We start from the raw sequence: 13438 nt of genomic DNA on the forward strand, positions 1-13438 counted from the left end.
CGTAGTCAGCCTCATGGCTGCCACTCTATGCCTGGTCCAAATCTGGTCCCTGGGTACCTATCTTTTACGCGTATTCAGCGTTAGCCGATAACTTGCGGGCTTCCGGCATCTCCAGGAACCACGTCCCGGCAAGGGACCTCGTCGTACCTGTCGTCAGGTGCAGTGCGTTCCTCCGTCCGATCAAGTTCTGGAATTGTTTTACTCAGACCGTTGCCGGGTGGCTCTGCGCATGGCGGAATGGTGTGCCGTCTCGCCACATGCGGTGCAAAACAACGCCAATGCGCCGCGCAAGTGCAATCAAGGCCCGTTTCGATCCACGCCGATGGGCCACTCTGAGCGCCCAGGCCTGGAGCCAGTTTGGTGACCCACGGTGCATCAAGATCATCGCCGCTTGATACAAGGCCGTTCGAAGGGCCCGGTCGCCGGCTCGAGTAATTTGCCCGACAATGTCCATCTCTCCGGATTGAGTGCGCCTCGGCGTCAGCCCCACCCACGGACCAACATCCTTCGATCGCGCAAAGCGGGTCGGATCGTCGATCGCGGATTTGACCGTCAGGGCGACGATCCGACCGACGCCCGGCATCGTCATCATCAGACGGCAAACGTCGTCTTGTTTTGCCAGATCCGCGATTGTCGCATCCAATTCAGCCAACTCGGCGCGCAACGTCGCACGCGCGCGCAAGAGGGCCTCTGTCGACGCCGACAGGATTTCATTCTGCTCAACCAGTTCCCTCACCCGGGCCTCGTACCTGATCCGGGTGACATGCCCCAGCTTCAGGCCAAAGTTCCGCAAAACACCCCGCATGGAAAGCTCAAGGTTGATGATGCCCTGCTGAACGGACTTGCGCGCCGTCAGCAACGCGCGGATTTCCTGAGAGGACACGGATTTGCGGTGTACGGGCCTGTACCATCCCATTTGAAGCAACCGCGCAATCCCCTGAGCATCGCGCCGGTCAGTTTTGATCGGCATGGCTTTCAAGGCGGCCTTCACCAACCGCGTTTCCATCAAAACCACATCAAAACCAGCCTCTTCGATGCCCTTGCTCAGCCATTGGGACAGTGGTCCGGCTTCGAGCCCAATCGCGTCGACCGCGTAAGGTAATGACGTCATCGCACGCACCAGCGCCTCAGGCTCGCTGGCTGCCTCCAACTCCTCAACAACCTTCCCTTGCGGCCCCAGCACACAAATCGCCGTGCTTGCCAGAGATACATCCAATCCGATAAATACATTCATGTCGTTGCCCTTCTATTCTTAGGAATTGAGGCGCATGGAAACATACGACCTCGTAGACGCGCTGCAGGCGCATCAAGGGCAACGGCACTTCAGATCATGCTGACAAACAAGCGAAACGTGCTCGATTCGCCGAAAGCCCCATTACGGCATCTTTCGCTTTTCAGGGTGACGGGGGTCAGACCGCGCTGACCTCCAAGGCTTGGTCAGGACTTGGGTTCGACCTGCCGCTTCGCATCAATCAATGCCTGTGCGGCCTGCATCACCTGAACCTGAGATGTTCCCGTGCGTGCATCCTCCAGCGCGGCCTGTACCTGCGCGCGAAACCACGCGTCATACGCATTTGCTTCAGCGGCCACGGAAATGCTCCTCGAGACCGAGGTGCAGCTGTTCCTTACCCGTTGGGTCCAATGCGCTTTCTCCGACTATGCTATGGGTCGATGCTACATCACCCACAGTGGTGCCGTAAACGGGAAGGCCGTAAGGTTCACAGCTAACCGGGCCACTTACCGATCGGGCGCCGCTTCAAGAGACGTCTCGAACCGCTTGTCCGCCGCCGCAGCTTCTTTCAAGAGCGCGTCGAAATTGTCAGGTGGATTTCCATCCTCCAGCATCCCTTTGAACGTCGCATAGGCATCCGTCTTGCTGCCGTAGGCGCGCAGGGTCTTATCGTCGTTCACCCAGGCCACCACAATGACCTTCGCATCGCTGTTGAAGCGGTAGAACAACCGATACTGCTGGAAGAATTTCGCCCTGAACCAGTGCTTGCGGTGATCGCCGAGTGTGCCGCCTTGCCGGAAGGCGGCGGCACCCGGATCTGCCGGTATGGCCTCGGTGACCAGCTTGAAGATGGCGGCCAGCCGTTTCGTCGGGTTTTTCTTGCGCCAGGTCTTAGGATCGCGTGCCTTACGCGCCTCGACCTCTTCAATCAGCCCTTCGAGCTGATCCAGAAAGAGCGGATGCGCATAAATCGACCATCCGTTTACGACAAGGGGCGCCCCTGCGGGCACGCTATCGCCGCTCATTCATCCTCGAGCGATAGCGGCGCATCGAGATCGACGTCAACGTCTCCGACCAGTGCTGCAAGACGGTCATGCAAAGCCCCATCGAACGCCCGAATGCGATCCGGATGCGCCTTGATATCGGCCTCGACAAAATCGAGAAAGGCTCCGAGCACGGGATCTTCCTCGTCGCTGCGCACGGGCTCGATATAGACCCTGCCACTCGGCTCGGTGCAGTAACGAATCTGGTCGCCCTTGCCCAGCTTGAGCTGTTTGCGCACACCCGCCGGCACGGTCGTCTGATACCGATCCGTGAGTTTCGAGACATCTTGTGCGAGCGCTGTCATGGCAGTCTCCTGAAAGAATGGGGGTCTTTGCTGCTTGCGATAGGTAATGCATTTGCATTGCCATGTCAAGATAAGCCGCAGGATCTGCTGTCGCCGGGCAGGCCGATGAACCGTCCGGCGCAGCACCTATTCTCGCCCCGCGAGATACTCTGCCAGCACCGGGCTGGCAGCACCTTTCGCGGAGCTGAGCAGCTCCGAGCCCGCGAGCGAGGCTTTCGACAGGCGCACGAGCCCGCCGGTTTCCTCGATGCGGTAGCAGCGGCGCTTTTGCCGCCCGCGCCTGTAGTGGGTCGCGGTGACAATCTGGCAGGTACTGCCATCGGTGAGCGTCACAGGTGCTGCGAGCTTGATCTTGTCGCCTTCCTCGTAGTCCGGGATCGCAGCCCAGTCCTGGCAGCGCTGGCGCCAGGCATGAGCATAGCTGTCTGGGTCTTTCAGCTCGGACAGCAGGGCCAATAGGCTCAGTGGCGCGCGGGATTCGACCGGTCCCGCGCTTTCCTCCATGTCTTTGTAGCCCCAGCAGCCGTCATCGTGTCGGGTGAGGAAGACAGCCCCGAACGTGATGGAGCCATCCGCATCGGTGACATAGGTCGTGTCTTCGACAGGGGTGCCGTCGATATTTGTGACCTTTGCCGCCGCGTACCAAGTCGAACCCACCTTGCAGGCTTTGACCAGTTCCGTCTTGCGCCTTTCGCCCTCGAAGGTGCACAGCCGAGCAATCTCCGCTTTCTCATCCGCGTAGGTCTGGACGCGGCCGTCGGTGTAGAAGAGCCAACCCATCACGCCGCCCTCCGGTCATCGATTTCCATCAGCGCATCGAGCGGCACGCGGTAGGGCTGCATGGCGTCGAAATCCTCGCAATTGCCGCAGTTCTGCACGATCGCGAAGGTGTCGCAGGCATCCTTGAGGATGACCCGGAAGGTGCCGCCGAGGCCCGAGGGCACTTCGTAGGTCCCGCCGATGAGATAATCCGAGGCCCGGCGTTTGAGGACGCGGATGCTGTGGCCATCGGTGGCGAGCCGGATGGCCCCTCGCCCCCGGTCGATGAGCACCTGCACGTCATCCAGGATGTCGGTGTAGAACTGGCCGGTCAGATCGCGAAACGCCATGCGGCGCTGCGCCATCCAGTCGCTGTCCCGAAACGGGTTCATGCCGTCGGCGAAGGCGAACGAGGGATCGGCCTGTTCGGTGGTGACGATACGGGTGGTCGTGCCATCGATACCGTTCGAGCGCAGATGCACACCATTGCCGACGATGAGGATCAGGGCGGGCCTGTCCACGGGCCCGTTCCAGTTGGGCAGGAAGGTCTTGCAGGCGCGCGCATGCGCGATTTGCGCCGCAACAGCGGAGGCAGAAAACTTGAGAATAGCCATGGGGACGTCTTTCGGTTGAGTGTGGGAGGGTCGACCCGCGCGGGCGGCATGGTCTACGCGCGGGTCGCGTGATGGCTCAGGCCGCTTGCGCGACCTCGCTGTCAGGCTCCGGGGTTTCCGCAGCGGGCTCCGCCTCCGCAAAGGCGACACCGGCGGTCTGCATCATCGGTGGGCACCAGGCGGCCACCGCGGCGCGCTGCGCGTCCGTGAGCGTGGCGAAGGGTTCAGCGAAGAGCTTGTCGCAGAAGGCCACGATCTCCTTCTTGCTCGACGAGGCCAGCGTCACCGCCTCCTGGGCGAGACCCAGATCCTCACCGAGGATCTGCAGGAGCCACGCCTTTTTAAAGCGGTTGAAGAGCGCCGCGTTCGGCGTCCAGTGGGCGCGGATATCGGGCATGATCTCGATCTCGAAGTCATGCATCAGGCTGTCGCGCTGCTGGTCCCGCGCGAAGCAGGACTGCGTGGTGCTGGCGGTTGCAAAGGCGACGAGCTTGGCCTTCTCCCCTGCCTGGAGCGCGCGAAACGCCGCGAACTGATCGGCGGGCGCGCGGGTGTCATCGAGCCACGAAAGGTCAAGCGCATCATGCGCCGCCGCCACCTGCTCAAGCGAGGTCTCGTCAATCTCGTCCATCTTGGCATGGCTGCGATATTCCTTGCGGGCCTCGACCTTGATCGCCTGCGTGACACTCATTCCGCTGGCCAGAACGTCGCTCACCAGCTTGAAGAGCGTCAGATCGAGCGTGGCCTCCGGATGCAGCACCATTGCGGCGCCAAGGGCCATGGCTCGCTCGGTCTTGAGGTCCTCGGCCAGTGAGGCCGGGTAGGTGATTTCGCCGGCGTCCGGGGCTTCTTCCCCGGTCGGGCCAGCCGAGGAGCCGCGTGCGCCCTCCTCTTTGACGGTGTCTTCCGGGCGGACGAGGCCAACATGGAGGGTCACCTGCCCGCCCGACCAGGACGCGACCACGCCTGCACGGGTGAGATCCTCGGTGCTGTAAGCCTCCTGCAGATCGCGGGCTTCCTCTTCCAGAGCGTCCACGCGCTCGCAAAGCGCGTTGTAGGCACCGTCCTCGAGCCCCTCATCCTCCATCTCGAGCTGCAGTTTCTCGAGTTCGGCGGTGATCTCATCGATGCGCTTTTGCGCAGCCTCATCAGGCTCGATCGGGCCGGGATAGACGCGGCCATAGTCGGCCATGGTCGCGTAGTCATAGCGCACCATCGCATCGGCCCAGGCAAACCCCAGCCTCATACGGGCCTCTTCGGCAGCGGCGCCGAGTTTCTCGAGCAGGATGGTCTCGACCAGCGCCGCATCCTCGAGCACGGAATGCTCTTCCAGCAGATCGGCTGCGATAGCTCCGCCGCGGGCCTCATAGTCCTCACGCACGAAGGCCCCGATATCGTCGCTGACCTGCACGCCGCGGGACTTGAGCGCCTGACGGACGGTGTAGGCCTGCAGATAGCTGTCTTCTTTGGTGAGTGCCTCGAAGACGTCGCGCTGCACCTCCTGGCTGGGATGCTCGGCAAAGGCCTTCATCGTATCGAGTGTGATCGTCTTGGCCCGGGCCGCGGCGCGGATGTCGGGGTGGATCAGCCCGTAGCGCAAGCGGCCTTTCACAGCGGCGACGGTAGTGCCGAAGGTTTTTGCGATGGTCTCGGGCGTCTGGCCGTCGACTTCCATCATCCGAGCGAAGGCCTCGAACTCGTCGATGGCGTTCATCGGCGCTTGCGTGATGTTCTCGGCAAGCGATAGCGCCGTGGTGACATCGCAGTCTTCCGGCACAAGGCGGCAGTCCACCTTGGTCTTCGCGGTGAACCCCTTCTCGCTCTTGTCCGCGACCAGTTCCTTCAGGGCGGCATGGCGTCGGCCACCAGCGAGGACAGCGTATTTGCCGTCGAGCTTCTGGACGAGGAGCGGCTGCAAGAGGCCCAGCACCGCGATGCTGGCTTTCAGATGTGCGATGTTCTCGGAGTCATAGGTTTCGGGCGAGTTGCTGCGCACATTGGCGGGGTGGGCAGTCAGATCGCCGATGGCAACGGTGGTAGGTTTGAAACTTGCGGTCATAGGATATCCTTCTCGGTTGGTGAGGTGTGGCCCGCGCCTCGCGCGTGACCAATCCCCGGATCCGGGGATCACCACGAAAAAAGGCCCACTTTCCCTTTGAGGGGTCAGTGAGCCTTGAGTTTGAGACGTCAGAAGGAGGTGTCCCCTCCCCTACCAGTCGTGCGCCATCATGATGGTCAGCACGCGCATGGTGGTCGCAGGATTGTCCGGGGCCTCGGCCCCGTACCGGAAGTCGGAATCCGCTTCATACAAATCCAGTTTCCAGAACACCGTCTCGCCGCGGATCTCGACCGCCCCGAAATCATGCCATCCCTCGGGATCGTTCTCGGGCTCGAAGGTCTCAAACTCCCCGGTCGCCTTCACCGCCTCGGCCATGAAGCCGTCACCGACCTCCATGAGCGAGCGGGTGACATGCATCCGGCCCTGGATGGGCTGCGCGGGCGGAATTCCGAGGCACGCGAGCTTGCGAAACGCGTCGTTCTGCGCGGCGATCACACTCGGATCAGGGCTGTCTGTCTGGGGTTGTGCGGTGATGGTCATGGGGCATTCCTCTGTGAAGTTGAAACACCCTTCTCAAAGCCTGCTTTCCCTTTGCCGACACACATCCCCTCAAGCGGCCTGGTCGACCTCCCCTGCCCTGCCCGCCTCCGATCGTGCAATCAGGTAGTCGCAGGCGCGCTGCGCGTCAGCGGCGTGCTTGAAGATGGCGCCCTTGTCCGAGCGCAGAACGCGCAACCAATTGTAGAGATATGCCGCGTTCATCTCGAGCGTATGGGCCGTAAAGCCGAGCGTCTGGCCAAGGAACACCGAGGTCAGCTCGGCGACGATCTCTTCGCGGGCATAGGCCGTGTTGCCGAAGCGCGAGAGGCCGTAGTCGCGGTTCAGCCGATGGCGCGCCTTGGTGGCATGGGCCAGCTCATGGGCCCAGACCCCGTAGAAATTCCGCGGGTTCTCGAACCTGGAAATGGATGGCATGAACACCTTGTCTACAGGCGGCAGATAATAGGCTTCCGTGCCCGTGAAGACGGTCGTGATGTCGATGGCATCAAAAAACGCCTGCATATGCGGGATGGGCTCGGACGGCGGATGTTCAAATGCTGGCTCGGGGTCCGGATAGAAGCTCTTGGGCAAGCCCTCAATCTGACAGGCATTGAACACGCGGTAGGATTTCTGGAAGCGGAAGACGCGGGCCTCATCCCCATCGGCCTCGTCGGCGTCTCCAGACGCCTCGTCCTGTTTCCGGCTCTGGCCGTAATAGACCACCACGGAGGACTTTTCGCCCTTGCGGACCTTTGCATCCAAAGCATTGGCCTGCGGCAGCGTCATCCAGAAGGGAGAGCTGTGGCCCGCCATCACGGTCCGCATCGTCAGCAGGAAGTTGTTCACTCCTTGGTAGGGTTCACCGCCCACGCGCAGGGGGCGAGAGCTGCCGCCAGCCGTCCAGGGCTTGCGCCATGGAAGGACGCCGCGCTCGATGATGCGGATGATTTCGTTTGTGATGACCTCGGAGGCATCGAATTTGGGCGTGCGGGATCGGGCCATGGCTGGCCTCCTTTCGAGTTTTGGTGAGAGGAAATGGTGATCAGATTGACTGACGGGGTCGCGGATCGTTGATGATCCTGGCGCCGAGCCCTTCGACCATGTCGATGTAGGTGGTCAGCGAGACGGACTTGCCAGGACCCCAGGGTTCAGGGTCGACCGATCCGTCCCGCGCCACCCGCGGCAGGTTCGCGACGGTGATAACATCGGTGACGGTTCGGATATCGATGAACGGGGTCCCTCGTGCGACCGCAAGAGTGGCCAAGGGAAAGCGCTCGATCGGCGCGAAGGTCGAAACGGTGGTCCAACCGAGATGGATGAATGTCCCGCCCTCTCCGCAGATCACATGGGCATTCGGCAGCGTCGCCGCCTGCCTGAGATAGCCGAGATCACGCAGGACGGTCTGGCGTTCGAGCCGCCGTGCCAATTCTAGCTGGCCAGTTCGTCGCAGTTCCTTGTGCCGCCACCAAGAGACAGCGGTCGCGCGCAGCACGCGCAAGACACCTGTTTGCATGGGAATGCCCTTCATCAGGAAAGACAGACCGGAATCCGCCCCGGACCCAGCTGAGCGGCCCTAAAGGCCCTGATCCGTCAGTCATAAAACCCGAAGAACACTTTCCCTTTCCCCGATCCCTTTGGGCACACAACAAAACTGAAAGCCCGGCACATCTGCCAAAGCCATTGATTTCATGCAGCAATTCAAGATCGGCAACGCATATCGGCAGAACCCTGCCCTTAATCAAGTAAAATGTCGAAATTTCAATTACTTAGAAAGCGCAGAAGATCGGCAAAAGGCTAGAAACGCCCGCCAGGATCGAACCCTGCTTCTTCGAGGAGCATATTCCTACAGAACTGGCAGACCTTTCGGTCCACATCCAGAGGTAAGCCACCGGGCTGGGACTTGGGTTGCATCCTGACAGCGCAGCCGAACTTGAGGAAGAAACCCGTCCTCTCGCCCTTGAGGCCCGGGCGCACGTCATCGTTCAACGGGCCATCGATGAGATGCATCGCATAGGCACCCTGCCCCGCCCCACATCCGTGGAATTCCTGACTTGGGTCCATAAGAGCTTCTACGACGAGATGCCGGATGAGTTTCGGGTCATCGAACATCCCGACGGCACACAGAAGCCCATCGCTCCGGGACGCATGCGCCAGGATGACGATCGGGAAGCCGCGGTCGGGCGCCACCTACCTCCATCATCGTCGCGCGTTGCGGCGTTCATGGATCACTTTGACAAACGGTTTCGAATTGCGGCGCGGTCTTCGAGCGGACGGATCATCGCGATCGCGTCTGCACATCACCGGTTGAACTACATCCACCCTTTCCCGGATGGCAACGGTCGTGTCAGCAGACTGATGTCTCATGCCATGGCCCTTATCACGTGGGCTGGCCCGCAGGTTAACCGATCGGGGCGAGTACAAACGTTTGACGAATCTGGCTGACAGTTCACGCCGCGGAGGCCGCGACGGACGGGGAATTTTTCAAAGGCGGCACTGAAGACGTTCAATGAATGGCTCCTAAAGGTGACGCTCGACCAGATCACCCTCTCAGCAAGATTGTTCGATCTCTGTGGATTGGACCAAAGGTATCGACGTCTTGTTGCTGATACCATCGATGACAAGCGCGCTCCGGAGCTGATCTCGGCGGTTCTTCGGCATGGCTCATTGGAACGAGGAGACGCGCAGATTATGCTCAAGACGTCCGAGCGAACGGCACGCAATTCGCTCCGCAAACTCACCGCCGCCGGTTAACTGACCTCCGCGTCTCCGAAGACGCCGCTGGGGTTAGCGTTTCCACTGGACTATCGAGAGAGGCTCTTTCTAAACCTTTTTTGGTGATGGTGACCTTCCCGTGTGACTGGTAACTGCAGCACCCTGTTTCGGGCCAAGTCCGCAAGCGCAGCCTCTTTCCGTGTTGGAAATAAGTTCACAGCTGTGAACCATCCCGAGCTATCCTTCTTGTCAGCCGAGTTCACAGCTGTGAACTCATCATGCAGCATCCCGCCGCATCAAGGCCATGATCATCGGACCACAGGAGAATTCCCCGATCGCCGCCTTTGAAGATAGGGTTCTCAAGTAGCCTCCAGGTGATCGGATATCTGCAAAGCGTTCAAGCATTGCAACAACGACAACAGACGCCTCTTCGGGCCCCATATAGCGTTTTGCCTCGTCCCAGGCGGAAGGCGAAATACCCATCATGGGTCTGACCATGTCAGCCACCCGGACCAAATCGTGCCAATGGCGCACAGGCTGCTCGGAATACGCTTTGAATTCCTGACAAGAGGCGAGGACCAAACCAAGCGGTATGTTCGGCATCAGTTGGTCGTCAGTAGTCGAGGTTGAGTTAGCCTCATCTTCAGAACACAGAGGGCTATCGGCGACTTCTCGGTTTTCACGCACAGCGCCTCCGCCCCGCGCTTTTTCTAAGCGAGGTTCAAGTTCATAAGAGTCTTTATTTGAATTCTGATGGTGCTGCTCAAAAGCAGCGTCATTGGTGCTCATATCTTCTGCTTCACGGCCATCTAGAAGGTTTCGGGCGTGGTCCAAAGCCACCCCCAAAGCGTCTTCGATGCGCCTAAGATCTTCCATTTCTAGTTTTCTACGAAGATCTCGGGCCGTTAGGGCCGCAAGATCAGAGAATTGGTCCCAGACGCCCTGATCCGGACGAAGTGCGCGCCCGTACTCGGCCAGCCCCGCTAGGTCACGCCGCATGAGGCTCACAGTGGCACGTAGGCGCTTGTAACGCTCCTCAGCGGCCCGGACGGCCTCGGCGGCCTCACAGACCTCCTGGAAGCGTCGAACAAGCGGAGAGAGGTCGAACCCGAACGCAACCTTTTCGTCGCCGTAGCGGCGGGCATAGCGCTTCCCATTGGGGCTATCGCGCCGGACGACAAAGCCAGTCTGGACAAGGTTGGAAAGGTGGCGCCGCATCGTCGAGCAGGGCATGCCGTTCAGGCGCTCGCAAATCGCCTTGTTGGACGGATGTACAATCAACTCGCAGTCATTGCCTCCGAGAATCGTCGCTTGGTGAAAGCTGACCAGTGCCTGAAGCACCGTCAAATCCCGATCGGACAAGCCGAATGCGACTCGAGCGGTAGCTAGCTCCCTCAGGACCTCCCACTTGTTGGCGCCGGCTGGGGGCAGGTCTTCCTGCGCCGCTGCCTGATGTTTTAGAATGGCAGCATCTATCGTTCGCCGAAACGGCGTTACGGGCGTGTAGTCCATTTTATCATTCACGAAGACAAAAATTTCCCGGCCCGCGAATCACTTTGGACTTGCGGAAAATGACTCCGGACACTACCTTGGAGGTGCTAGAAACAAGTTAGGGTCTCGTGGAGTGGTCGCTTTGCGGGACCTTTTCTTTTGCCTTTTCGTGCCTCCTTCTTTGATTTCTGCTCTTCCTCAGTCTTCCGACCGCTGCTTCCAGCGATCGTGAAGGTCTTCAATCATGTCATGCACTTGCGTCTCAACCCAATCGGCGAAGTCTCCGCTTGCCAGCTCGATCGACAGGCCCTTGGCAGTGCGTTTGACCGTGCCGCCGCGCTTGCCACCGATCTTCAGCGGGACACTGGAGGACGGGGCAGGGGAGGGGACCTTCTCAGGTTTGAGCGCCTTCGCTACGGCTTTAGCCACCGCTTCAAACGCCTGGACGGAAGGGTCATCAGTGGATACGGAATCATCCACAACTGTAGACTCGACACCCTTTCCACGCGCCTCCTCTGCAATCTGACTGAGGCGCTCGCGATCGAGGCCGTTCTCGTCGATGGCGCGGCCCAGAGCGTCCCAGCGAGGCCGACCTATGCCGTGGGCTGGCCCAATGGCGCGAATTAAATCTGAGCCGACGATGTCTACGATGGCGATGGCCATGGAGACCGCAGATTTCGTGACGGTCAAGATTTCTGCCACCTGTGATTGTGTTCCGAAGCCGGATGCCACGAGATCCTTGGCGAAAAGCGCCTTCTCAATGTAGGACAGATCACGTCGACCCATATTTTCGGAAATCTGCGCGCGCAAAGCACTGTCATCATCCAGATTGGCGACGAGAGCGCGGATCTTGGTCACCTTTTCGGACTGGCGTATCGCCTCCAACCGCCTACGTCCGTAGACCAGCAGGTAGCGGTCGGGGTCATCGGGGGCACGGCGCACAAGGATCGGAACGGTTTGACCGTTCGCCTCAATCGCATCGCGCAGGTCCAGAACATCCGCCGGGTCGAGGCGATCCTCCATGCGGTCATCCACGATGTTCGTCGGATCCAGCTCCCAAACGTGATGACCATCGACAGCATCGCGCGCGGACCGTAGGGCGCGGTTAGAGCTCATCATTGGCGTGACGGCGCTGGACTGCGGGGCAGGGGAGGGAGCTCCGGCCGACGCGAGACTGTCGAGCATGGACATCCGTTTCTTCTTGCTGCTGCTCATAGGCGCCCCCAAGTCTTCTGGATCAGGTCGGCGATCTCGTCATTCAGCGTGTTCAAGCTCTCGAGTGCGCGATCATAGGTGGAACGGGTGAACGCGCTGCGTTCCACCTCGTAGAGCGTCTGCTTGGTCAGGCCTGCATCGGAGATGGCTGTAGACTTCAACATGGGCGAATTCAGCACGGCTTCGCCGTACATTGTTCGCAGGAAAGCCACGATGCGGTTCTGCGGCGCATCCTGCGGCTCGTAGCGGGTCAAAACATAGCGCATCCAGTCATGAGACATGTCGGCGCCGCTCTCAGCGATCACGTCCATGAGGTCGGCTGTCATGCGGAGGAACTGCGACATGGACATCACATCAAGCATTTCCGGGTGGATCGTCACCAAAACGCCCGTGGCCGCGGACAGTGCGGACATGGTCAGAAATCCTAGCTGCGGTGGGCAATCAATGACGACCACGTCGTAGTCCTCGTCGACCTGGGCCAACGCCTCTTTCACGCGGAAGAAGAAAAGTCCTGCATTGCCCTGAGCCAGCGCGCGCGGGGTATCGTGCTCGAACTCCATCAGTTCGAGGTTTCCGGGAATCAGGTCCAGATTGGGGATATAGGTCTTGCGAATGACCGACCGGATCGGCTCTGGGTCCTCATAGCGGATCGCATCGTAGAGAGTGCCGCCATCTTCGAGGTCCAATTCCGGCTGAACGCCGTGCAGCGCGGTGAAGGAAGCTTGTGGGTCGAGATCAATGCCCAGCACACGATATCCGCGCAGGGCAAGCCGTTGAGCGAGATGGGCAGAGGTTGTTGTTTTTCCGGAGCCGCCCTTGAAATTCATCACGCCGATGACCTGAAGATGATCACCTTCTCGTCGTCCGGGAACGTAATCACCCGGCTTGCGAGCGGTTTTTTCAAGGAGCAAACGCAGCGCCTGGATGTCCTGCGCCGAGTAAAGACGACGGTTGCCGGCGGTCAGTTCGGGAGAAGGCCCTTTGCCATCTAGATTGAGTTTGCGAAGATAGGAATCGTTGACGCCGAGCAGCGCCGCAGCCTCACCAGAGGTGAATTTGCGCATGGTCTTCTCGGCATCGGGTGGAAACAGGCTCTCACGTTGCGAATGCAACTGGTTCGCCAGCCATTCCGAATGCTGGCGGATCACCGCATTGAGATCCTCATGCTCAAAGGTATTATCCATCTGCCCTCTCGCTTCCGAGACATCGCGTCTTTGGCGTGTTCACGGAAATTGACGTTTTTTGCCTCGCTTCCGTGACTATTGGCGCAAGAGTCGGATTCGCGCAAGGTTTTTCCACATCTAGTGGGCGAGTCCTCACCGAACACAAGGCTGTTTGGTGTCCTACTGCATGGTGTAACGCACCGCATCTCACGAAAAGGGACAGGGCAGAACTCTTTTCGGAGGTGTCCGAAATGGCTTTTGAACGCACCAAAGCTTGCCTTTTGGTAGTTTTGGATATACATATTT

At 60.0% G+C, this 13438-nt stretch carries 15 protein-coding genes; 2 read left to right on the forward strand and 13 right to left on the reverse strand.

Annotated features, from left to right (window positions below):
- Window positions 1–202: 202 nt before the first annotated feature.
- The 10 genes from BSG08_RS11675 to BSG08_RS11720 all read right to left on the reverse strand — a co-directional run bounded on the left by BSG08_RS11675 (window position 203) and on the right by BSG08_RS11720 (window position 8079).
- On the reverse strand, window positions 203–1234 hold the full coding sequence (locus BSG08_RS11675) for an IS110 family RNA-guided transposase (RefSeq protein ID WP_093036961.1): 1032 nt from the start codon (window positions 1232–1234) through the stop codon (window positions 203–205).
- A 203-nt stretch (window positions 1235–1437) separates the two neighbouring features.
- On the reverse strand, window positions 1438–1590 hold the full coding sequence (locus BSG08_RS11680; protein WP_093036964.1) for an antitoxin PaaA2 family protein: 153 nt from the start codon (window positions 1588–1590) through the stop codon (window positions 1438–1440).
- Between the two features lie 147 nt (window positions 1591–1737).
- Window positions 1738–2256, reverse strand: coding sequence for a type II toxin-antitoxin system YhaV family toxin (locus BSG08_RS11685; protein WP_067626522.1), 519 nt, complete (start codon window positions 2254–2256; stop codon window positions 1738–1740).
- Window positions 2253–2579, reverse strand: coding sequence for a type II toxin-antitoxin system PrlF family antitoxin (locus BSG08_RS11690; protein ID WP_005668772.1), 327 nt, complete (start codon window positions 2577–2579; stop codon window positions 2253–2255). The genes BSG08_RS11685 and BSG08_RS11690 overlap by 4 nt, the downstream gene beginning before the upstream one ends.
- Window positions 2580–2705: 126 nt before the next feature.
- On the reverse strand, window positions 2706–3359 hold the full coding sequence (locus tag BSG08_RS11695; RefSeq protein ID WP_093036967.1) for a DUF6927 domain-containing protein: 654 nt from the start codon (window positions 3357–3359) through the stop codon (window positions 2706–2708).
- On the reverse strand, window positions 3359–3952 hold the full coding sequence (locus BSG08_RS11700; protein ID WP_093036970.1) for a regulator: 594 nt from the start codon (window positions 3950–3952) through the stop codon (window positions 3359–3361). Before BSG08_RS11700 ends, BSG08_RS11695 begins: the two co-directional genes overlap by 1 nt.
- Window positions 3953–4028: 76 nt before the next feature.
- A complete protein-coding gene (locus tag BSG08_RS11705) occupies window positions 4029–6011 on the reverse strand; it encodes a ParB/RepB/Spo0J family partition protein (protein WP_093036972.1) in 1983 nt (660 codons plus the stop codon).
- A 150-nt stretch (window positions 6012–6161) separates the two neighbouring features.
- A complete protein-coding gene (locus BSG08_RS11710; protein ID WP_093036975.1) occupies window positions 6162–6551 on the reverse strand; it encodes a DUF3768 domain-containing protein in 390 nt (129 codons plus the stop codon).
- Window positions 6552–6620: 69 nt separating this feature from the next.
- Entirely contained in the window at window positions 6621–7553 is a 933-nt protein-coding gene (locus BSG08_RS11715; RefSeq protein WP_093036978.1) for an ArdC family protein, read from the reverse strand.
- Between the two features lie 40 nt (window positions 7554–7593).
- On the reverse strand, window positions 7594–8079 hold the full coding sequence (locus BSG08_RS11720) for a hypothetical protein (protein ID WP_093036981.1): 486 nt from the start codon (window positions 8077–8079) through the stop codon (window positions 7594–7596).
- Between the two features lie 377 nt (window positions 8080–8456).
- Here BSG08_RS11720 and BSG08_RS19695 point away from each other — a divergent pair, with 377 nt between their 5' ends.
- Together BSG08_RS19695 and BSG08_RS19700 are read left to right on the forward strand one after the other, a co-directional pair.
- On the forward strand, window positions 8457–8993 hold the full coding sequence (locus tag BSG08_RS19695) for a Fic family protein (RefSeq protein ID WP_245770675.1): 537 nt from the start codon (window positions 8457–8459) through the stop codon (window positions 8991–8993).
- Window positions 8994–9074: 81 nt separating this feature from the next.
- Window positions 9075–9302, forward strand: a complete 228-nt coding sequence (locus BSG08_RS19700) for a hypothetical protein (protein WP_009815514.1) — start codon at window positions 9075–9077, stop codon at window positions 9300–9302.
- A gap of 237 nt (window positions 9303–9539) precedes the next feature.
- Here the strand turns inward: BSG08_RS19700 and repC are convergent, their stop codons facing one another.
- The 3 genes from repC to repA all read right to left on the reverse strand — a co-directional run bounded on the left by repC (window position 9540) and on the right by repA (window position 13153).
- The gene (gene repC, locus BSG08_RS11730; protein ID WP_093036984.1) at window positions 9540–10775 is read right to left on the reverse strand and encodes a plasmid replication protein RepC; all 1236 of its coding nucleotides are present in this window, start codon (window positions 10773–10775) and stop codon (window positions 9540–9542) included.
- A 177-nt stretch (window positions 10776–10952) separates the two neighbouring features.
- Window positions 10953–11969, reverse strand: a complete 1017-nt coding sequence (repB, locus tag BSG08_RS11735) for a plasmid partitioning protein RepB (RefSeq protein WP_093036987.1) — start codon at window positions 11967–11969, stop codon at window positions 10953–10955.
- Window positions 11966–13153 (reverse strand): plasmid partitioning protein RepA, encoded by a 1188-nt coding sequence (gene repA, locus BSG08_RS11740; RefSeq protein ID WP_093036990.1) that lies wholly within the window; start codon window positions 13151–13153, stop codon window positions 11966–11968. The genes repB and repA overlap by 4 nt, the downstream gene beginning before the upstream one ends.
- Window positions 13154–13438: the final 285 nt, after the last annotated feature.

Origin of the sequence: Roseovarius azorensis, assembly GCF_900109455.1 — a bacterium.
GTDB classification, from domain to species: Bacteria; Pseudomonadota; Alphaproteobacteria; order Rhodobacterales; family Rhodobacteraceae; genus Roseovarius; species Roseovarius azorensis.